Below are 17,061 nucleotides of genomic sequence, written 5' to 3'. Positions count from 1 at the left end.
AGCGTGTCTCCTCGACATTTCTTGTTTCCGCGCAATCACCAAACACAAATCACGAGTAGCAATCTCGCCAGTTCGCGACGGTCGCAGGTCCGATCGCACCGTTACGGACAAACGAACCATAACGACCAATTTGTGCGTTTGGCTAATTATCCCGACCGGCGAGACTTTTGTTACGGCGCGTCACATGATTAGCAATCGCTGCCGCTGGGAAGCCGAAAGAAACCGTCCGCAAGCCCGTCAACACGCCTGAACGTCCGTCCAGTCTGGGCGCTTCGGGGGGCGGAGAATTCTCAGACAAGGAAGCTGTGACGCTCAATTCGATCATCCCCGCCGGCAAGAGCGCGATCGGAAAGCTGGTCGGCGCACCGTTCCACTTCGCATCATCGCTGCGCATGGCCAGGGTTTTTCACCCGCACGGGATCGAACTGAAGGGAACATTGAAGCCGGCCACCCCGTGGTGGCCGGTAACGGAGTCGTCGACGATCGCCGTCACCGCTCGAATGTCGAAAGCACTCGGAATTCCGGGAGACCTACCCGACATACTTGGCCTGGCGCTTCGGTTGCACGATGTCGGCGCAGATGAATACCCGTGGGACATTCTTCTCGCAACATCAGGACTTTCTACCTTCTCGAAAATGTTTCCAGCTCCGGCTTTCTCGTGGAACGGCGCGAGATACAGCACACTGGTTCCTTACTCACGCGCGGGCGGGGCCGCGGCGTGGCTGATCGTGACACCGCGCGGCGTCCACCCGGCCGGCACTTCTTTGTCTGCATTAAAAGCTGCGGTCGATCATTCCCCGCTGCACTTCTCCGTGTACCTCGCGAGAATTCAACTTCAGTTGATACCGATCGGACATCTCTGTCTCGACGAAGTCGAGGACCACCCGGATTGCCTCCAGCCGTCCTTCGATCCGATCCTGAACAGGCCGGCACACATGCGCATGGTTCCGGAGTGGCTCGCGGAAACGCGGAAGCTAGCGTATCGCGGTAGCCGCGACGGCCGAGGAGACACACAAAAGCGCGGTTGACCGGACATGCCGGTCAACCGCGCCGAAACTCATTCAGCTTGTGAACTTGTCCTTGATATCCGAGACCTTGTCACTGACAGTGTCGCCGGCCTTCTTGACCTTTGCCTCGCCCTGATCGGCAACACCTTCGGCAGCCAGATCGTCATTGCCCGTGGCATTTCCGATCTTTTCCTTGGCTTCGCCGATGAGATCCTCAGCGCGGTGCTTTGCCTTGTCGATGAAGTCAGACATGTGTTTCTCCTTCTTGAATTCGGTGTGGATTCGGTCGTGCGTTCGGCCGTGGGATTCGGCCGTCGGATTCAGTCGAACTCGAACTGCGTGGACAAATGTGTCAGCGCTTTCCGGTGACTGCCTTGACCAGGAACAGCAAGATGACTGCACCGAGAAGGCAAGTGAGGAAGCTGAAGATCCAGCCTGCACCCTCGACATCGACGCCGAAGACTCGAAGCAGGAAACCACCGATCAGGCCGCCGATCACACCGACAACGATGTTGAGGAAGATCCCCTGCTGCGCATCGGTTTTCATGATCTTACTGCCGATCCAACCCGCCAGCCCACCGATGATGATCCAGGCGATGATACCGAGAGGAAGCATTTGAACTCCTTAGAGTAAAGAGGGACGGCGCAATGAGTGACTGCCGGTGAAGGGAGAGTTCCGAGCGATCGGCCCGCGCAACTAGACCGTGATCGCGGGTTGTGTTTGCACACAACCAGACTCTCCGCCGCACGACGCGGGGGATCGTGCACTCAGTAGCAGCCACATTGTCTGCTTACCTTTCTATCAGGTGTTCACGACAGAACCAAAATGACTGGCGATTCACCACATACGAGAAACGACACTCACCGACGCGCACATGATCAGCGTCACTACGATCGCGATCGCCATCGAAGTGACGGCCGCAAGGAGCACCGTGACACACAGTGCCACAGCAACATCCATGACTCTGTGCACGATCGGGAGGTCTACCAATACCCGGTCACCGGGAGGCTCAAACCTCGATTGATCAGAGAGTTCTCGGCTCATCGCGTTTCGCGCTTTCCACGGCGATGTGAGTTCTGGTCGCGACGGATGGATCACCGACCATCGACTCGACTTGATCCCCCGTGTCAGTGACGCGAGAAATCAACTCGGACAACGTTTCCGATCCGGATACGACGCTACGTCTCAATGTCACTCGCAAATCGATCGTGCGAACTCCACGATCGAGCAACGCTTTTCCTCGGACACGCGACACTTCGTCGAAGTCCTCCAGTGATGCGCTCGCCCCTTCCGCCACCGCACCCAGATCCGCGGTGATGGAATTGTGTGAGTTCGACCCAGGGACCGTGATCTCCTTCACCCGACGCAGCGGCACATGCGCGATCAACCACCGCAACGCGAGGAGGACTAGCAATACTCCCCCAGCTCCGACAGCCCATGGCCACCACGAGTGATCGACAAGATCTTCAGCCCACGGGATCTCGATACGCGCCGGGAAATCCTTGATCGCGTCGAGATTCCACAGGATCGCTGCAACTCCCAGCGCTACCGCGAGCATCCCCACCACGCATGTCGCCACGCGATCCATCGCCGTCGCCGTCCGAGTCATGACATCGATCCCGTCTGGATACGAACCTTGATTCGCGGCGATGGTGACAGCGACCCGGCCAAGTCCCCCAGCACCGCACGGATCTCCGATTCAGCGGTCGCGGCTCCATCGGGCGTGACCGAGGCCTTCACTTCCAGCTTGCGCCGGGTCGCGTGTGACGAAGCGGATCGAACCTGGGCCAGTGACTCGACGCGAACAGACGCTATCGCCGCTACATCGGCGGGATCGATCCATGTATTCGCGACTCCGACCAAGGCATTGGCAGTCTTTCGTCGCGGTTTGAGTCCGAGGATGACGAACCACAGGCCGAGAACGACGGCTGCGATCCCCGCCGGCAACATCCAACCCTGGTACGCGAGCCCGTCCACATATGCGGCAGCACTTGGTATCCGCTGCGACCCGGTGATCACGCCGGTATCCACCAGCGCGTCGCGGACGCCGACCACGCCGAGCGCGAGAAGCGCCGCGGCGATGAGGAATCCCGTGACGGCCGATCCGGGCGCCGCAAGGGGAACAGGAGCAGCAGCCCTCGAGGCAGTGGGTGGTGCGACCTTGTCGGCGGTCATCGCACTTTCCTTCCCGCGTCACGCTTGGTCGATGCCGGGAGAACGCTCACGATCGCCACGTCCACGCCGTCTACGTCCAGGCCCGATACAGACTGCAACTGGGTTGTCACGTTCTCTCGCACCGCGGTACCGATGACCGACAAGGATCCGGGCCACTCGATCGCGATGTCCACCTTGGCCCGTACCCGCTTGCCGGATACCAGCACTCGCGCCCTCGGCAATTCGCGCCCGGTCAGTTTGTCCATGCCGGCGGCGTGATGGCGCACCCCCGGGGTTCCGCGCGTCGCCTCGAGAACCAACTTCTGCGCGACTCTGTCTCGAATCGTCAGCGTTCCGCGATCGCCCGGCTCACCAAGCACAGACGACTCCGGTCGAGCTGTCTCAGCCACGTCCGCGACCCTTCAGCATCACACCGAGATCGAACTCGCCGTCACGCTGACCACCGACGAGGTATCCGATCACACCGAGAACCAGAGCGATGAGGAATCCGGTGAAACCGCCTGCAGCAGCTGCGACTCCGAGAAGTAGTCCTGCCAGTAGGCCGACAGTCGAGGTGGTCATGTGAATCCTCCGTTGTGGATGATGTTCGATGGTGCCTGTCAGATCTCGGTGTAGGTCTTTGCACCCGGAAACCGAGCGCGCACCCGCGTGTACTGGGCCCGAACGGGTTTGGCTATCTGTCGCATCGTGCCGCGCAGCGACGTGCGCACAACCACACCGATCGGGGATGCGAAGTCCCGGTCGACGCGTTCGAGTGCTCGATTGAGCGCGTCGGCAGATCCGCCCACGTCGGGGTGGTAGTTCCTGATCGCCTCTCGGCGTGCGGATCGTCGATCGGGAACTGAACCCCGAGAGTGCTCAGGCATCGCGTCCACGACCGACTACGTCTTCCACTGTCACGTTCACGGGGCCTGTAACGAGTCCTGAAACCGCTTGGCGGATACGTAAAGCCGTGTCTCGAACGGCGGCGTCGGCGAAGATGCACACATGGATGTCTGTCGACGACTCCGTCACCCGCACGCCGACGACGCGGCGACCGGGGAGGTACGTGCCAACCTCGCCGAACATTCCGGCATGAAGCGAGGCGACCCCAGGTACCCCCGTCACAGCCGCCGCGATGGTGTCAGCGATTTCGGAACTCACTGCACCCGTGCAGTCTTGGGCTCGCCGGTTTCGTCGTCGCTGCCCTCGTCGAGGTGGACGTCGTGAACTGTGATGTTCACCTCGGTCACTTCGAGACCCGTCATCCGTTCGAGCGCCGCAATGACGTTGCGGCGAATGCCGGTGGCCAGATCGGCGAGCGATACGCCGTACTCGGCCACGATGTCGATGTCGACCGCTGCCTGCTTTTCGCCGACCTCGACCGATACTCCCTGGGAGTGGTTGACACTCGCGCCGGGGATCCGCTCGCGCAGTGCCCCGACAACCCGGGACGCTCCGCCGCCGACGTCGTACACACCGCTCACCTCTCGCGTGGCGATGCCGGCAATCTTCGAGACAACGGTGTCGGCGATCGACGTCTTTCCTTGAGAGCTCACGAGAGCCGAGTCGTTCGGTGATGCAACATCCTTCGTAGATGCTGTCGCAACCTGTGTGCTGACCATTGTCATCTCCTCCTGTTGATCGATCTACCTGTGTAGTCGTCACTCGAAGGCAAAACCGAATGCCCCAGTCAGGTGACGTGCATCACTGACACTTGTTAGTTACTGTCCGTAACATTCAACGCCCCGGCCGGGCGAACAATCTTCGAACGCAGCCGAGTTTTCCGCATTTCCGCGAGAGGAGCGACTGTGGCGTTACCGCACACACAGGGGCTCACCGAAGCACCTGACGGCTTGGACACCGCAACGGTGGACGCTGCGATACTCGGCGACCGAGAAGCATTCGAGTCACTGGTGCACTACTACGGACCTGCACTTCACCGCTATGCGCGTCGAATGCTCGCAGATGAAGGCGACATTCTCGAGGTAGTCCAGGACACCTTCGTGGCCGCGTGGCGCCGACTCGATTCATTTCGTGGCGAATCGTCGATGCGAACATGGCTTTTCGCGATCTGTTCCCGAAAGATCGTGGACAGCTATCGAATCAAGAGAGCGCAACCGATCGACGACAAGCTGCTGGATCCTCTCGTGCCGTCTCCCGAGGCCGGCCCGTTCGACACGACCTCGAACGCCGCGTTCCTGGAGGCACTGGAAGAAGCGTTGGGTGAATTGCCTTATCGCCAGCGTGCGGCCTGGACGCTGCGAGAGGTGGAGATGCTCACGTTCGTTCAAATCGGCAAGATTCTGAGACTCACTCCGGATGCAGTGCGAGGGCATCACCATCGTGCACGGGCTAACCTGAGTGAACGAATGACGAGGTGGCGATGACTGAATCACGAACCGACGCATTGATGGCGCACGCATCCGACGTCCTGCGGAACGCTCCCGAGCCAGGCTGGGATCGAATCAGCGACAAGGTGATCCGGGCGCTACGGTCGACCTCGGCGTCCGGTTGGCCGCTCGACGCACACGCGTCCGAAGGTCCACGTCTAGGCACGGTGTCGGTGAGCGATCACGTACTCCGCACCCATTTGGCCGCCGAGATACGTTCTCGACACCACTGCTCGCCGAGCAGTATCGAGTTCTTCGTCGACGGCCACGAAATACGTTCACTACGTATCGAACTGGCAGCGCCATACGGAGTGGATCTGGCCGAACTGTCGGACCGGGTTCGATTCACCGTCGTCGATGTCGTTCACCTGATCCTCGGTGACATGGACCCACCCGTCTCTGCAGAGAGCGTCCACATCGCCGTAGTCGACATCGTGGATGATCTACCTGCCGAGGAGAACACCAAAAGCCACTCCGAGCACTAGGTGTTTGTTCGGCAAGTGTTTGGGAACCCGGCACTCATGACCACGCCCCCACCACCGGATCCGGGCCCCGTCCCCGACCCGGGGTCGCCGACACCACCCGCGCCGGCACCACCCGATCCGCTGAATCCCCCGCCCGTGCCACCGAGTCCGACGCCACCGAACCCGTATCCCCCGGATCCGATCCCGCAGATCTGAAGTCAGCTGCCCCGAACTTCAGACTTCAGCCGCCGAGTTCGGCGATCATCTCGCTCAACGATTCTGCGGCGATACGTAGTTCACCTTCGTCGGGGTTGTCGGGCGAGGACGGTAGGCGCTCGGCCAACTGCTCGCGAGTGACAAGCGAGATACCATCGAGGCCGAACCCTTCTTCATCGGGGACGTAGATCTCGATCTCACCCCCAACCGCTACCAATTCCGAATGGGGCCCGCTGCCCAGCAGTGCACGCAGGTGTTCGGTCGTCACGGTCATATGGTTCACGTGAAATCTCCTGCTTCGGTGACAGCTGACTTTGCCGGTATGGCTCGACGTGACGTACTGACTCGACGTGACGTACTACCCCTATTGAGTACCCCTCGCGGGTGAGCAAGAAACGACAAGTACATGAACACCAACCTTCAGAGAGACGCAGCCACCATGAGTGAACGAAATTCCACCGACCGCACGGATCAGACGGATGAGCCGCAGACCACCGGCACCGACCACGGTCCCGGAACCGGGGCCGATGCCGCACACAAGGACGTTCAGACCGATCCGTCGGGCGAACGTACGTGGGCCGACGAGGGTGGAGCCTCGAGTACCGGCCCGGCAACCGACACCGACTGATCGCGCAAGAGCTCGACCCACGGGACCAAGGTCCCGTGGGCCGACGCTCACGGGTCCTTGAAATCCTTACGGATCTAACGCTTTTCACCTGGGTTTTCGCGATGCGGTAAGGTAGGCACTCAGCACGGTTGAGTACCCAGCCGTTGAAGACGAGCACGGTTCGTGCGTTGCTTCCCGTGCCGTTTCCCGGTTTCGAACGAAACCGTTTCGAACCAGACCGTTCGAACGAACCGTTTCGAGCAATCCGTCAGGAGTTTCGATGAACGAGTTTTCGAGAACTACAGATGAGCGTACGGACAGTCCCCCCACATTCACCACGACGTGTGCGGAAAACATTCAATCACTCGTGGTCAGCGGCGAGATCGACGTCCGGTCCCGAGCTGATTTCGCTGCCTGCGTCGACGACCTGATCGGTGAGCGTCACCCGTTCGTACTCGACTGCTCGGACGTCCAGTTCATCTCCGTCGGAGGTCTTTCCATCATCGAGACTCTGTCGGCCAAGGCACGAAGGCTCGGCGTTCCTTGGACGCTCGTCGCAGCGCACCCCGTCAGGCGCCCGCTGTCTCTTCTGAAGATGGACGCAGACATCGTGTTCACCGACTCGACAGCCGAGGCGGTCACATACCTGTCCTCGACCACCGTGCTGGACGAGACCCTGGCGGAGCCGATGTCGGCGTGAGTACCGATCTCGAAAAGCTCTCCGAATTCGTCGTCGTCGCAAACCGACTACCCGTCGATCTCGAAACCGACGAGGACGGTGGCAAGAACTGGAAGCGAAGTCCGGGTGGACTCGTCACTGCTCTCGAACCCATCCTGCGACAGCGAGACGGCGCTTGGGTCGGCTGGCCGGGCGTCGCGGACGAGAAGGTAGATCCCATAGTGGTTGACGGCCTTCGTCTGTTTCCCGTCGAGCTGACCTCTCAGGACCTCGCCGAGTACTACGAGGGGTTCTCCAACGACACGCTGTGGCCGCTCTACCACGACGTCCTGGTGGCACCGACGTTCGAACGGTCGTGGTGGCACACGTACGTCGCGGTCAACCAGCGGTTCGCCGAGGAAACCGCCCGTTGCGCCGCGGACGGAGCCACCGTCTGGGTGCAGGACTATCAATTGCAACTCGTGCCGGCAATGCTGCGCGAACTGCGCCCGGACCTGACGATCGGGTTCTTCCTTCACATTCCGTTTCCTCCGGTCGAGCTCTTCATGCAGCTTCCGTGGCGCAAGGAGATCGTCAAGGGAATGCTGGGCGCCGATCTGATCGGCTTCCACTTGCCTGGTGGCGCAAACAATTTCCTGTTTTTGGCCCGAAAACTACTCGGACTCAAGACAACGACCGCGGGCGTCGGTGTTCGAAGTGCGCTCGGGCATGTGGATTTCGACTCTCGCGTCGTCAAGGTGGGGGCATTTCCCATCTCCGTCGATTCGGCCGAGCTGGAGCGCCAGTCGAAGAGCGAATCGGTCCTGCGCCGCGCACGCGAATTGAAGGAAGAGCTCGGAAATCCCGAAAAAATCCTGCTGGGAGTCGACCGCCTGGACTACACCAAGGGCATCGACCTGCGACTGCAAGCCCTCAAGGAACTCCTCGACGAGGGCCGCTTGGATCCGGAGAAGTACACGATGGTGCAGCTCGCCACGCCCAGTCGTGAACGCGTGCAACACTATATCGACCTTCGCAGTGTCATCGAGGAACAGGTGGGCCGCATCAACGGCGACCACAGTCAGATCGGCCGCCCCGTAGTTCACTACCTGTATCAGCCGGTCGACCGCGAAGAACTGATCGCACTGTTCGTCGCTGCCGACGTCATGCTCGTGACGCCGATGCGTGACGGGATGAATCTGGTGGCCAAGGAGTACGTGGCCTGCCGAGGCGACCTCGGAGGCGCTCTCGTTCTCAGCGAGTTCACCGGTGCTGCAATGGAATTACGACAGTCATACCTGGTCAACCCGCACGATTTGGACGGCGTGAAAAATACAATCCTGACCGCAGTTCATCAGGATCCGAAAGAGGGCCGTCGCCGTATGGCTGCGCTGCATCGCCAGGTCATGACGCATGATGTGCATCAGTGGGCCGAGTCGTTCCTGACTGCACTTTCGCCGCCCGAACCGCGCCCGGACAATCAGTTCGTCACGGAGCGCGAGTCTGACTTTGCACGCAACAACTGACCCCGTGGGCTTGCGTCAAGGGTGAGCGGAGACTCGAGCTAGGATTGGTTTCAGTTCATCGTCAAGCAGCGGCTGCGAACTGATCTCCTCAACATAGCCGTGCAATGCTGCATCGGCCCAGAAAGACAGGCCGACCATGCCCCTCACGGTGAAGTACTCCGAAACCTACAACGACGCTCTCATCGCGCTCGCTGCTGCTACTCATCGGCCGGCCAATGTGGTGAACCTGTTCGGCGAGTACGCCATTCGTGTCGATCTCGAATACAACCGTTATCTTCTGGCGACCAATACCGCGGCCGGACTCTCCGATCGACCCGACAACGGAGAATCGTGGCTGGTGCGGTTCTTCCAATCCGAAAACACCGACACACCGGATCGCCTCCTCGCGGAAGCGTCGCATCAATGGTTGGTCGATGCTTTGGACGCCGCGCTCGAACAGATCGAAGCGGCAGGCAACAAGATCTCCGCCGACGCGGACTTCGGCGACCCTACCCGCACCGAAACTCCATCCTGAACGGCATCGTATGGAGCAACGCTACTAGTCACCCTCGGCGGTCAACTGGCTGATTCGAGCCGCCAAGACTGCATTCTCGGCCTCCAGGGACAGAATCAGACGGATACCGACCAGATTGACTCCGTCGTCGATCAGCGCGGTGATTCGTCCGAGCGTATCCAGGTCGGCCTCGCTGTAACGGCGTGTACCGCCATCCGTGCGGGTTGGTGTGAGCAGGCCCCTTCGCTCGTAAAGGCGCAGCGTCTGAGGTCCTACCCCGGACAGTTCTGACATCACTGAGATCCCGTATACGCCGCGCAGCGCCCGGGTCTGGGATTCCGACGTCACTGGAACCTCCTAGTTCGGTGTCGGCTGTCTCAATCGGCGTCATCCGACCTTAGCATCATCACGCAGTGAATCTGACGCCCAGGACATAGATTCAAGCGTGTCCAGGGCCACTCATGACAAAAATCGTCGAGCCGAGAAGGCATGTAATGGCAGATCAAAGCCGATTTCGGCAAGATCGCACAGGGAGCTTCCCTTGGCTGTCGAATCGAAGTAGCCTTGCCAATTATCTACATCGGCTGATATAGATTTTGTAGCACTTGAAAGCGCCATAACCGGCACTCGAAGGTGTAGAACACCCAGACGTCGGAGTCGGTGGTTCAGCCGACTCCCTCACGGCACACTCTTCACCGGGAGCAAGATGACCACGATCGACATCCCGCCCACACAGGGCGAGAGCACCACCGGCATCGGAATCACTGTTGCAAGCGCGACATTGACAACCGAAGAGGTCAAGCGCCGAATCGCGATGATGTACGGCGACCCGGTGACAGAGGAGCCAGTAGCACTCGCGCACTGAACCTGACCGACACGCGATCCGATTGACGATGGCGCGAGACCGCCCCGTTCGCGGGCGATCCCCATCAAGACGAGAGGAAAACATATGTCCGAGTTCACCGTACCGGGACTGAGCAGCGCAGACGGTTCGTCCGTCGCCGATATTCTGCAGGAACGCCTCAGCGCCTACAACGACCTTCATCTGACGCTCAAGCACGTCCACTGGAACGTCGTCGGACCCAACTTCATTGGCGTGCACGAGATGATCGACCCACAGGTGGAGCTGGTTCGCGGCTACGCCGATGATGTGGCGGAACGTATCGCGGCACTGGGCAACTCCCCCAAGGGCACAGCGGGAGCGATCGAGCGCGATCGGACTTGGGACGACTACTCCGTCGGCCGCGACGACGCTCGCGCCCATCTGGCTGCGCTCGACCTCGTCTACACCGGGGTCATCACCGACAGCCGCACTGCAATCGACAACGTCGGCAAGATCGATCCGATCACAGAAGACATGCTGATCGGCCAAACGGCACAGTTGGAGAAGTTCCAGTGGTTCGTTCGTGCGCACCTCGAGAACTCCGGCGGCAGCCTCGTACACGAAGGCGCGTCCACCGAGCAGGATGCCGCAAATGAGGCGCGTCAGAACTGACGCACCGTCCGCGATTTCGGCCGATCGGGGGTCGGCCGAAATCGCGATCCCCACAACAGGAAAGGGCAAGAGCATGTCTGCGGACTCGCGCGGCACGTCGGCACAAACGCGTCGCGAGTATCAGATGTTCGTGTTGCAACAGCGTTTGTTGTTCGGATCGATCGTGGCAGGCACCGCCCTTGGAGTTCTCGCGATCAATTACTTCTGAAATATCAGGGGCCGCAGCCGTCGAAGACAGGACAGAAACGACACAATCATGAGTTCGAGCACTCTCCGCTCGATCGTTCGAAGCGATCGATTTGCGGCAAGCACTTCTTCTCTTCTGCTCGTGGACAGCGATTTCCGTATCCAGGGCGCAAACGACGAATACCTTGCCGTGTCCGGCCGCAGCCTCGATCAGTTGCACGGAGTGGAAGTGTTCGAAGCCTTCCCCGACAATCCCGACGACTCGTTTGCCGACGGAATCTTCTCGTTGACAGCGTCATTCGAGCGCACGATGCACTCCAGAACTCGGGACGCACTGCCGACTCAGCGTTACGACGTGCGCGATGAGCGAGGTAGTGGGCTGTTTGTCACGCGCTATTGGAATACGGTCAATTCCGCCGTCACCGATGATGACGGCAGGGTGATCGGAGTGCTTCATCGTGTGTACGAGGTTCAACGACCCCAGGCTCAGCAGTCCAGTTCAGCGTCAGACGTCCTCACCCGCCTTCGCGCGGAAAACGACGAACTGAGAAGAGCTTTGGATTCTCGGCCCGTGATCGAGCAGGCCAAGGGATTGCTGATGGCCGAGCGCGAGTGCTCGGCCGACCAAGCCTTCGACCTTCTGGTCGAGATGTCGCAGGAATGGAACGTCAAGTTGCGCGACATCGCCGGTGGTCTTGTCGCCGCAGCAGAGAGACGTGCCGTCGATCAAAAGAATTCCTGACGACCGGGATTCAAAGGTTGTACGGCTGGGTAATGACCGACCAGAGGTACCCCCGAAATCTTCCCCTCGAGGGAGGAGCCTCGAAGGTCCCGCCGGTTCAGGCCGGCGGGACCGAGCTTTGCCTTAACACCCGACCCGGATCCCCGATCCGAGTCGAGTTCGTCACGCAGCGAAGGGAACGTCCATGTTCATGCGCTCCTACACATCTCCCAGGCCCCTTGCCGACGAGTGGGATTGGCAGCTGTCCGGCACCTGCCGCGACACCGACCCCGCCCTGTTCTACGACGACACGAACGAGCGCGGCTCCAGGCGAGCGAAACGCGAGAGTTCGGCGAAGCTGGTGTGCGCCAGGTGTCCTGTCGTTCAGAGATGCCTCGTGCACGCCATCCAGACCGGGGAACCCCACGGTATCTGGGGCGGCATGACCGCGACCGAACGAGAATCGTTGCGTAAAGGTCGAACTGAACCACTGATCAGTGCCGCTGCGAACTCACCGGAGTAGGTGGCAACCTCAAGGCCTGGCCTCGTGATGTCGTAAACCGTGCGTGCGGCGTCGCTCCTTCATCTCGGCTTCGAAGAGGTGCGGCACTCCGCCGGCCAGCTTGTCACGCACCACCTGTTCGCATTCCCGAAAGAAGGACCAGTAGTTCTCGTCGAACTCCTCGACCAGCTGGAAGGTCCAGCGCCCTTCGACCACGTTCCGGCCCATCAACTCTTTCTCGACCTGATCGGCCAGCTCGTCGTTACCGCTGGTTCGCAGTAGCTCTACGACCTCGTCGAGCATCAGATCTGCATGTCCGATCAGCTGATGGAAGTCGTACAGAGCGCCTCGCGCCCGCTCCACCGTTTCGAGGGCGTTCGACAACACCCCCGCTGCCTTCACCTCGTCGTCCGTGACGCCTTCCGGTCGTGCGTGTACGGGGATCTGCCTGTCCGCCTGAGTGCCCATGAAACGGACGTACCCGAACGGGTCACAAATGAAAGATGGGATTCGGTACGAGCGCACCACAGGTGATGTGTCTCACAATTCATCCTCTAGTTCGGGTAAAGAGGATTACTTCGCCGGGCGAAGGGTAATCGAAGGCCATGAATACTTCCGGGGTAGAGATGGCTGGCACGCATGGCCGGTACCGTTCCTTGCCTCGGTCCGCCGGAATTACGCCACATCTACCTACAGGAAGCCCCTTGATTCCTCTGTCGAGTCCGACCGAAGCCGAACTTACTCACGACTCCATTGCCTCGCTCCGCGTCCGAGCGTCGTACTCCCAATTGCCGACTCTGCGCGGAATCACCCGCACGGTTGCCAACAACACCGGATTGGACGTCGACGGGACAGCCGACCTTGCTCTGGCAATGGACGAAGTCGCGAGCATCCTCATCGGCCATGCGATACCGTCCAGCGACTTGACCTGCCGATTCGAGACCTACGGTCGCACTCTTCGGATCGTCGTATCGGTGATCGCACACTCCGAAATACCCGACAAGTCCCACAGCTTCGGATGGTTCGTTCTCGAAGCACTGGTCGACTCGGTCCGTTTGGAGCAATCGGAAATCGACGCGGACGGTCACATCACGCTGACGATGACGCTTGAAAAGGGCTTGCTCCAGGAGCGTGCGTGACCGCTGTCCCACCGGACGATACTGTCCCACCGGACAAGGCTGTACCACCGGACAAGAAGGACCAGTACGAACTAGCTGTCGAATTGTTCGTCTCGATGGCCTCGCTTCCGCCGGATGATCCGACCCGGGAAAAGATCACCAACTCGATCATCGAACTGTGCCTACCGCTCGCCACCCACGTTGCACGTCGCTACCAGGGGCGCGGCCAGCCTTTCGAGGACTTGGAACAAGTTGCGCGCGTGGGGTTGGTACAGGCTGTGCAGCGATTCGACGTAGACAAAGGATCGGATTTCCTGTCGTTCGCAGTCCCCACCGTAATGGGTGAGGTACGCAAGCATTTTCGCGATCACGGCTGGTCCGTACGCGTACCTCGCAGCCTTCAGGAACGACATCTTGCCCTCAACCGGGCGCTCACGTCGTTGTCGCAGACGCTCGGCCGTGCACCGACGGTAGCGGAACTTGCCACGGAGCTCGACATCGAGCCGGACGAGGTCGAACAGGGGTTGACCGCCGGAAATTCGTATCGAACCACACCGCTCGACACCGCGTCAGCCGGCGACGGGAGCGGTCTGACTCTGATCGATACTTTGGGACAGTACGACGAAGCGATCAGTCGGATCGACAATCACGAAACCCTGCGACCCGCGCTCCTTGCACTACCGGAGCGCGAGCGCACGATCGTGGTTCTCAGATTCTTCGGTCATCTCACCCAGTCCCAGATTGCCGAAAAGATCGGCATCTCTCAGATGCATGTATCCAGAATCCTCACTCAGACACTGAAGCAGCTGCGCACCGAGATGGGTGAAATCTTCTGAAGTAGGTCCCCAGGATCAGATGTATTCCTGCGCAAGACGTTCCATCTCGTCTCGGTCAATGAGCCCGGGCTGGCCGATGTCGAGAGCCTCGAGATACTTGTTGGCGAGACGGTAATCGTGCCCCCACCGGCCGTGCTCGCCGTCCTGCTCGGTGCGCTGAACACTGGAACCGGGCGGAACCTCGTCCTGCAGACCGTTGGTCTCCGCACCGATCAGTGTGTCGAGCTTGGTCGAGATGGCCGTGAGTGCATCGCGGTCGTTCATCTGAATCCCTTCGTCAGGTGGCACCGATCCCCAACCATACCGAAGTCTCGAGCCAAAAACATTGCACCGCTTAATGTTCGACTACAAGCCTGGACCGATCCAAGCCCTCGAGCTACACTGAGCGATACCGAGGTTGAGAATACAGCCGGGGCTGAAGCCGCTGGCGCTCGGTTCGCATCAGGACTCTGGATTCAGGTCACAACTTCCTGCGTACATCCATTGGGCTCAATGCTTTCCACACCTGGACTCTTCCACTTTCCGTGCCGCCAGGTCGGTCGTCAGCCTTTCGACGAAAAGCACACAGACCGGATCTGCCATGAATCTGAATGAACTCGACCACACAGCGATCGATTTCGTCGATCCCTCAACACAATTGGGTCCGATCGTGGACACACATGGCTTCGCGGCCTGGCGGATAGCACCCTCGACAGTCCTGATCCAGGTCGACGTCGACCTCGATAAACTGTCCGCCCCAGAACTGAGAGAACTTCTCAACTCGTACGCTGCGGAGTGGTCCCGCGTCATTCTCGACCTGTCAAACTCACTGTTCGTCGGTGCGGTCTGCCTCGAACTGTTCGCCGAACTGAACTCCCGTTCACGAGCGCACGACTTCCAGTGGTCCGTCATCGGGTCACACCCGCTTCGACGCTTGCTTCGGGCCGCACGGGCGGAAGAGGAATTTCCGGTCACCAACTCTGTCGAGGGAGCAATGCGCGCGCTCGCCGAAGCAGAAAAGTCACTCGAAGCCTCCTGACGCCAAGCCTGCACCGGCGTCGAGCGCCGCGCGCTCGCAGCGACTAAGGTTCGTCGGGCTGTCCGACGAGCTGAGAGAGACCGAGAATGACAATCGCCAAGCGCCTCGATGCCTTGCAACAGAAGCATCCGGCCCTGGGGTTCCCGATAGCGGTCCTCTACAAGTTCCTCGACGATCAAGGTGTTTATCTCGCCGCGCTGATCGCGTACTACGGCTTCGTCTCGCTCTTCCCTCTTCTTCTGTTGCTCTCGACCATTCTCGGCTTCGTGCTCTCTGGCAACCCCGAGCTTCAGCAACAGATCTTGGACTCCGCTCTGCATCAGTTTCCGGTGATCGGTGACGATCTGGGCAATGCGCAACAGATCGGCGGCGGTGTCACAGGGCTGGTGATCGGAATCGTCGGTGGTCTCTACGGTGGCCTCGGTGTCGCTCTGGCTTGCCAGAATGCGATGAACACGGTGTGGTCGGTGCCCCGAAACATGCGACCGGATCCCATCCGCGGGCGTCTTCAAGGGTTACTGCTCCTGGGCACCATCGGTCTCGCGATCTTGGGGACCACCGCTGTCTCCAACATCGGCGGTGCGCTTCATCTGGGCGGTTCGTTCAGCTTCCTGTTGACCCTTGCGGTAGTCGTCTTGAATGCAGGCATCTTCATCGTCGCTTTCCGGCTCACCTGCGCCCGCCCGCTCTCGGTAGCCGATGTGGCGCCTGGAGCGATCGCCGCTGCTGTTCTCTGGCAAGCACTTCAGTCCTTCGGTGCCCTCTACGTGACGTCCGTGGTGCGGGGCGCCTCCACCACCAATGGCGTCTTTGCCATCGTTCTGGGTTTGTTGGCCTTCTTGTTCCTCGCTGCCGCCTCGATCGTCATGTGCGCGGAAATCAACGTCGTGCGAGTCGACAAACTCCATCCGCGGGCGTTGTTGGCTCCGTTCACCGACAACACCGAACTCATCGAAGGCGATCGGCGTACCTTCGCCGATCAAGCAAAAGCCCAACGCGCGGTTCCCCACGAGAACATCCATGTGACGTTCGACGGGCACACCAAACCCGACGATTCGGACTGATCTCGACCCCGATCGAGTTGGGTATTTGGTCCCCTCCTGGGTATCGGGGTGGCATTCTGCGCCGCGAATCCAGATTTAACACAGGTGTTGTCATTTCGCGCTACATCGAAGCGACGAATACATCACAGCAGGTAAACGCGCATAGTTGAACAATCACCTGCTTCTGACGTGGTCCAGGAACGGGACAAACCCGTCAAATACTGCAACTCGCCATGCATGTAATTGGAGACAGAAAAAGAAGAGCATGGCAGGATCAGGTGTGAGACCGGACTCTCGATGGGAGGGCTCGGCTCGATGGATCCAGGAGAATTTGGTTATGGCTCAGGGCAGTGTCAAGTGGTTCAACGGTGAAAAGGGCTTCGGATTCATCGAGCAGGAAGGTGGCGGACCGGATGTGTTCGTTCACTACTCGGAGATCCAGGGCAGCGGCTACAAGTCCCTCGACGAGGGCCAGAAGGTCGAGTTCGAGATCGGACAGGGCCAGAAGGGCCCCCAGGCTCAGAACGTTCGCGCCATCTGAGTTCGATCCCAGTCTGACTTCAGACTGAAAAGGCTGGACGCTGCACCGCACGGTGCCGGCATCCAGCCTTTTCTTGGTTTCA

The 17,061-nt window shown here is 60.1% G+C and carries 30 protein-coding genes; 17 read left to right on the top strand and 13 right to left on the bottom strand.

Features of this window, described 5'->3' with window-relative positions; genetic code table 11:
• Positions 1 to 305 precede the first annotated feature (305 nt).
• Positions 306 to 1,028 carry a hypothetical protein gene (locus tag R4P70_RS12225; protein WP_317830869.1) on the top strand — a complete coding sequence of 241 codons (723 nt, stop codon included), beginning with the start codon at positions 306 to 308 and terminating at the stop codon, positions 1,026 to 1,028.
• A gap of 33 nt (positions 1,029 to 1,061) precedes the next feature.
• Here R4P70_RS12225 and R4P70_RS12220 read toward each other — a convergent pair whose 3' ends face one another.
• The 9 genes from R4P70_RS12220 to R4P70_RS12180 all read right to left on the bottom strand — a co-directional run bounded on the left by R4P70_RS12220 (position 1,062) and on the right by R4P70_RS12180 (position 4,787).
• Positions 1,062 to 1,259 carry a CsbD family protein gene (locus tag R4P70_RS12220; RefSeq protein WP_019747449.1) on the bottom strand — a complete coding sequence of 66 codons (198 nt, stop codon included), beginning with the start codon at positions 1,257 to 1,259 and terminating at the stop codon, positions 1,062 to 1,064.
• A gap of 100 nt (positions 1,260 to 1,359) precedes the next feature.
• Positions 1,360 to 1,623, bottom strand: a complete 264-nt coding sequence (locus R4P70_RS12215) for a GlsB/YeaQ/YmgE family stress response membrane protein (RefSeq protein WP_003943661.1) — start codon at positions 1,621 to 1,623, stop codon at positions 1,360 to 1,362.
• Between the two features lie 409 nt (positions 1,624 to 2,032).
• Positions 2,033 to 2,617: a hypothetical protein gene (locus tag R4P70_RS12210; RefSeq protein WP_020968732.1), complete on the bottom strand. Its 585-nt coding sequence runs from the start codon at positions 2,615 to 2,617 to the stop codon at positions 2,033 to 2,035.
• Positions 2,614 to 3,183, bottom strand: a complete 570-nt coding sequence (locus tag R4P70_RS12205) for a DUF6286 domain-containing protein (RefSeq protein WP_317830868.1) — start codon at positions 3,181 to 3,183, stop codon at positions 2,614 to 2,616. The genes R4P70_RS12210 and R4P70_RS12205 overlap by 4 nt, the downstream gene beginning before the upstream one ends.
• Positions 3,180 to 3,572: an Asp23/Gls24 family envelope stress response protein gene (locus R4P70_RS12200; RefSeq protein ID WP_019747452.1), complete on the bottom strand. Its 393-nt coding sequence runs from the start codon at positions 3,570 to 3,572 to the stop codon at positions 3,180 to 3,182. Before R4P70_RS12200 ends, R4P70_RS12205 begins: the two co-directional genes overlap by 4 nt.
• Entirely contained in the window at positions 3,565 to 3,744 is a 180-nt protein-coding gene (locus R4P70_RS12195) for a hypothetical protein (RefSeq protein WP_003943629.1), read from the bottom strand. Before R4P70_RS12195 ends, R4P70_RS12200 begins: the two co-directional genes overlap by 8 nt.
• Before the next feature lie 38 nt (positions 3,745 to 3,782).
• On the bottom strand, positions 3,783 to 3,971 hold the full coding sequence (locus R4P70_RS12190) for a hypothetical protein (RefSeq protein WP_223258031.1): 189 nt from the start codon (positions 3,969 to 3,971) through the stop codon (positions 3,783 to 3,785).
• A 70-nt stretch (positions 3,972 to 4,041) separates the two neighbouring features.
• Complete coding sequence (locus R4P70_RS12185) at positions 4,042 to 4,326, bottom strand: hypothetical protein (protein WP_021343181.1); 285 nt, start codon at positions 4,324 to 4,326, stop codon at positions 4,042 to 4,044.
• On the bottom strand, positions 4,323 to 4,787 hold the full coding sequence (locus R4P70_RS12180) for an Asp23/Gls24 family envelope stress response protein (RefSeq protein ID WP_317830867.1): 465 nt from the start codon (positions 4,785 to 4,787) through the stop codon (positions 4,323 to 4,325). Before R4P70_RS12180 ends, R4P70_RS12185 begins: the two co-directional genes overlap by 4 nt.
• A 186-nt stretch (positions 4,788 to 4,973) precedes the next feature.
• Between R4P70_RS12180 and R4P70_RS12175 the strand changes: the two genes are divergently transcribed.
• Complete coding sequence (locus R4P70_RS12175; RefSeq protein ID WP_020968728.1) at positions 4,974 to 5,552, top strand: RNA polymerase sigma factor; 579 nt, start codon at positions 4,974 to 4,976, stop codon at positions 5,550 to 5,552.
• Positions 5,549 to 6,040: a hypothetical protein gene (locus R4P70_RS12170; protein WP_225989303.1), complete on the top strand. Its 492-nt coding sequence runs from the start codon at positions 5,549 to 5,551 to the stop codon at positions 6,038 to 6,040. Before R4P70_RS12175 ends, R4P70_RS12170 begins: the two co-directional genes overlap by 4 nt.
• Positions 6,041 to 6,260: 220 nt before the next feature.
• Here the strand turns inward: R4P70_RS12170 and R4P70_RS12165 are convergent, their stop codons facing one another.
• Positions 6,261 to 6,509 (bottom strand): hypothetical protein, encoded by a 249-nt coding sequence (locus R4P70_RS12165; protein WP_019747457.1) that lies wholly within the window; start codon positions 6,507 to 6,509, stop codon positions 6,261 to 6,263.
• Between the two features lie 165 nt (positions 6,510 to 6,674).
• On the opposite strand from R4P70_RS12165, the gene R4P70_RS12160 reads away from it, so the two are divergent.
• The 4 genes from R4P70_RS12160 to R4P70_RS12145 all read left to right on the top strand — a co-directional run bounded on the left by R4P70_RS12160 (position 6,675) and on the right by R4P70_RS12145 (position 9,540).
• Positions 6,675 to 6,863: a PI-type proteinase gene (locus R4P70_RS12160; RefSeq protein WP_228117918.1), complete on the top strand. Its 189-nt coding sequence runs from the start codon at positions 6,675 to 6,677 to the stop codon at positions 6,861 to 6,863.
• A gap of 259 nt (positions 6,864 to 7,122) precedes the next feature.
• Entirely contained in the window at positions 7,123 to 7,542 is a 420-nt protein-coding gene (locus R4P70_RS12155; RefSeq protein ID WP_019747460.1) for an STAS domain-containing protein, read from the top strand.
• Positions 7,539 to 9,026, top strand: coding sequence for a trehalose-6-phosphate synthase (locus tag R4P70_RS12150; RefSeq protein ID WP_019747461.1), 1,488 nt, complete (start codon positions 7,539 to 7,541; stop codon positions 9,024 to 9,026). The genes R4P70_RS12155 and R4P70_RS12150 overlap by 4 nt, the downstream gene beginning before the upstream one ends.
• Positions 9,027 to 9,162: 136 nt before the next feature.
• Positions 9,163 to 9,540, top strand: a complete 378-nt coding sequence (locus tag R4P70_RS12145; RefSeq protein ID WP_019747463.1) for a hypothetical protein — start codon at positions 9,163 to 9,165, stop codon at positions 9,538 to 9,540.
• 24 nt (positions 9,541 to 9,564) lie between these two features.
• On the opposite strand, the gene R4P70_RS12140 is transcribed toward R4P70_RS12145, so the two are convergent.
• Entirely contained in the window at positions 9,565 to 9,867 is a 303-nt protein-coding gene (locus R4P70_RS12140; RefSeq protein WP_003943719.1) for a MerR family transcriptional regulator, read from the bottom strand.
• Between the two features lie 358 nt (positions 9,868 to 10,225).
• Between R4P70_RS12140 and R4P70_RS12135 the strand changes: the two genes are divergently transcribed.
• From R4P70_RS12135 to R4P70_RS12115, 5 genes are all read left to right on the top strand, one after another.
• Entirely contained in the window at positions 10,226 to 10,384 is a 159-nt protein-coding gene (locus R4P70_RS12135) for a hypothetical protein (RefSeq protein ID WP_003943664.1), read from the top strand.
• 84 nt (positions 10,385 to 10,468) lie between these two features.
• The gene (locus tag R4P70_RS12130) at positions 10,469 to 11,014 is read left to right on the top strand and encodes a Dps family protein (protein ID WP_019747464.1); all 546 of its coding nucleotides are present in this window, start codon (positions 10,469 to 10,471) and stop codon (positions 11,012 to 11,014) included.
• On the top strand, positions 10,995 to 11,222 hold the full coding sequence (locus R4P70_RS12125; protein ID WP_225989304.1) for a hypothetical protein: 228 nt from the start codon (positions 10,995 to 10,997) through the stop codon (positions 11,220 to 11,222). Before R4P70_RS12130 ends, R4P70_RS12125 begins: the two co-directional genes overlap by 20 nt.
• Positions 11,223 to 11,270: 48 nt before the next feature.
• Positions 11,271 to 11,942 carry an ANTAR domain-containing protein gene (locus R4P70_RS12120; RefSeq protein WP_020906546.1) on the top strand — a complete coding sequence of 224 codons (672 nt, stop codon included), beginning with the start codon at positions 11,271 to 11,273 and terminating at the stop codon, positions 11,940 to 11,942.
• A 184-nt stretch (positions 11,943 to 12,126) separates the two neighbouring features.
• Positions 12,127 to 12,444, top strand: coding sequence for a WhiB family transcriptional regulator (locus R4P70_RS12115; RefSeq protein ID WP_020906545.1), 318 nt, complete (start codon positions 12,127 to 12,129; stop codon positions 12,442 to 12,444).
• Between the two features lie 9 nt (positions 12,445 to 12,453).
• Here the strand turns inward: R4P70_RS12115 and R4P70_RS12110 are convergent, their stop codons facing one another.
• Positions 12,454 to 12,891 carry a hypothetical protein gene (locus R4P70_RS12110; RefSeq protein WP_029254688.1) on the bottom strand — a complete coding sequence of 146 codons (438 nt, stop codon included), beginning with the start codon at positions 12,889 to 12,891 and terminating at the stop codon, positions 12,454 to 12,456.
• A gap of 236 nt (positions 12,892 to 13,127) precedes the next feature.
• Between R4P70_RS12110 and R4P70_RS12105 the strand changes: the two genes are divergently transcribed.
• Together R4P70_RS12105 and R4P70_RS12100 are read left to right on the top strand one after the other, a co-directional pair.
• A complete protein-coding gene (locus tag R4P70_RS12105) occupies positions 13,128 to 13,562 on the top strand; it encodes an ATP-binding protein (RefSeq protein WP_019747468.1) in 435 nt (144 codons plus the stop codon).
• A 95-nt stretch (positions 13,563 to 13,657) separates the two neighbouring features.
• Positions 13,658 to 14,377: a SigB/SigF/SigG family RNA polymerase sigma factor gene (locus R4P70_RS12100; protein WP_223258034.1), complete on the top strand. Its 720-nt coding sequence runs from the start codon at positions 13,658 to 13,660 to the stop codon at positions 14,375 to 14,377.
• A gap of 15 nt (positions 14,378 to 14,392) precedes the next feature.
• Here R4P70_RS12100 and R4P70_RS12095 read toward each other — a convergent pair whose 3' ends face one another.
• Positions 14,393 to 14,641, bottom strand: coding sequence for a hypothetical protein (locus R4P70_RS12095; RefSeq protein ID WP_020968722.1), 249 nt, complete (start codon positions 14,639 to 14,641; stop codon positions 14,393 to 14,395).
• Between the two features lie 316 nt (positions 14,642 to 14,957).
• Between R4P70_RS12095 and R4P70_RS12090 the strand changes: the two genes are divergently transcribed.
• From R4P70_RS12090 to R4P70_RS12080, 3 genes are all read left to right on the top strand, one after another.
• Positions 14,958 to 15,395 (top strand): STAS domain-containing protein, encoded by a 438-nt coding sequence (locus R4P70_RS12090; protein ID WP_070797274.1) that lies wholly within the window; start codon positions 14,958 to 14,960, stop codon positions 15,393 to 15,395.
• A gap of 86 nt (positions 15,396 to 15,481) precedes the next feature.
• Positions 15,482 to 16,459 (top strand): YihY/virulence factor BrkB family protein, encoded by a 978-nt coding sequence (locus R4P70_RS12085; protein WP_003943713.1) that lies wholly within the window; start codon positions 15,482 to 15,484, stop codon positions 16,457 to 16,459.
• Positions 16,460 to 16,775: 316 nt separating this feature from the next.
• On the top strand, positions 16,776 to 16,979 hold the full coding sequence (locus tag R4P70_RS12080) for a cold-shock protein (protein WP_003943666.1): 204 nt from the start codon (positions 16,776 to 16,778) through the stop codon (positions 16,977 to 16,979).
• The last annotated feature ends 82 nt before the right edge of the window (positions 16,980 to 17,061 follow it).

Source organism: Rhodococcus sp. IEGM 1241 (assembly GCF_033142365.1).
Lineage (GTDB): Bacteria > Actinomycetota > Actinomycetes > Mycobacteriales > Mycobacteriaceae > Rhodococcus_F > Rhodococcus_F erythropolis.
The sequence above is the reverse complement of the archived record's forward strand: the minus strand, read 5'-3'. Positions and strand labels throughout refer to the sequence as shown.

What these genes read in the sequence shown, in the direction of transcription:
- R4P70_RS12205 (WP_317830868.1), bottom strand. Translation starts at nt 3,183, where the DNA reads ATGACCGCCGACAAGGTCGCACCACCCACTGCCTCGAGGGCTGCTGCT.
- R4P70_RS12095 (WP_020968722.1), bottom strand. Translation starts at nt 14,641, where the DNA reads ATGAACGACCGCGATGCACTCACGGCCATCTCGACCAAGCTCGACACA.
- R4P70_RS12165 (WP_019747457.1), bottom strand. Translation starts at nt 6,509, where the DNA reads ATGACCGTGACGACCGAACACCTGCGTGCACTGCTGGGCAGCGGGCCC.
- R4P70_RS12110 (WP_029254688.1), bottom strand. Translation starts at nt 12,891, where the DNA reads ATGGGCACTCAGGCGGACAGGCAGATCCCCGTACACGCACGACCGGAA.
- R4P70_RS12135 (WP_003943664.1), top strand. Translation starts at nt 10,226, where the DNA reads ATGACCACGATCGACATCCCGCCCACACAGGGCGAGAGCACCACCGGC.
- R4P70_RS12085 (WP_003943713.1), top strand. Translation starts at nt 15,482, where the DNA reads ATGACAATCGCCAAGCGCCTCGATGCCTTGCAACAGAAGCATCCGGCC.
- R4P70_RS12160 (WP_228117918.1), top strand. Translation starts at nt 6,675, where the DNA reads ATGAGTGAACGAAATTCCACCGACCGCACGGATCAGACGGATGAGCCG.
- R4P70_RS12195 (WP_003943629.1), bottom strand. Translation starts at nt 3,744, where the DNA reads ATGACCACCTCGACTGTCGGCCTACTGGCAGGACTACTTCTCGGAGTC.
- R4P70_RS12115 (WP_020906545.1), top strand. Translation starts at nt 12,127, where the DNA reads ATGTTCATGCGCTCCTACACATCTCCCAGGCCCCTTGCCGACGAGTGG.
- R4P70_RS12130 (WP_019747464.1), top strand. Translation starts at nt 10,469, where the DNA reads ATGTCCGAGTTCACCGTACCGGGACTGAGCAGCGCAGACGGTTCGTCC.
- R4P70_RS12155 (WP_019747460.1), top strand. Translation starts at nt 7,123, where the DNA reads ATGAACGAGTTTTCGAGAACTACAGATGAGCGTACGGACAGTCCCCCC.
- R4P70_RS12170 (WP_225989303.1), top strand. Translation starts at nt 5,549, where the DNA reads ATGACTGAATCACGAACCGACGCATTGATGGCGCACGCATCCGACGTC.
- R4P70_RS12220 (WP_019747449.1), bottom strand. Translation starts at nt 1,259, where the DNA reads ATGTCTGACTTCATCGACAAGGCAAAGCACCGCGCTGAGGATCTCATC.
- R4P70_RS12120 (WP_020906546.1), top strand. Translation starts at nt 11,271, where the DNA reads ATGAGTTCGAGCACTCTCCGCTCGATCGTTCGAAGCGATCGATTTGCG.
- R4P70_RS12145 (WP_019747463.1), top strand. Translation starts at nt 9,163, where the DNA reads ATGCCCCTCACGGTGAAGTACTCCGAAACCTACAACGACGCTCTCATC.
- R4P70_RS12210 (WP_020968732.1), bottom strand. Translation starts at nt 2,617, where the DNA reads ATGACTCGGACGGCGACGGCGATGGATCGCGTGGCGACATGCGTGGTG.
- R4P70_RS12180 (WP_317830867.1), bottom strand. Translation starts at nt 4,787, where the DNA reads ATGGTCAGCACACAGGTTGCGACAGCATCTACGAAGGATGTTGCATCA.
- R4P70_RS12090 (WP_070797274.1), top strand. Translation starts at nt 14,958, where the DNA reads ATGAATCTGAATGAACTCGACCACACAGCGATCGATTTCGTCGATCCC.
- R4P70_RS12125 (WP_225989304.1), top strand. Translation starts at nt 10,995, where the DNA reads ATGAGGCGCGTCAGAACTGACGCACCGTCCGCGATTTCGGCCGATCGG.
- R4P70_RS12100 (WP_223258034.1), top strand. Translation starts at nt 13,658, where the DNA reads ATGGCCTCGCTTCCGCCGGATGATCCGACCCGGGAAAAGATCACCAAC.
- R4P70_RS12215 (WP_003943661.1), bottom strand. Translation starts at nt 1,623, where the DNA reads ATGCTTCCTCTCGGTATCATCGCCTGGATCATCATCGGTGGGCTGGCG.
- R4P70_RS12080 (WP_003943666.1), top strand. Translation starts at nt 16,776, where the DNA reads ATGGCTCAGGGCAGTGTCAAGTGGTTCAACGGTGAAAAGGGCTTCGGA.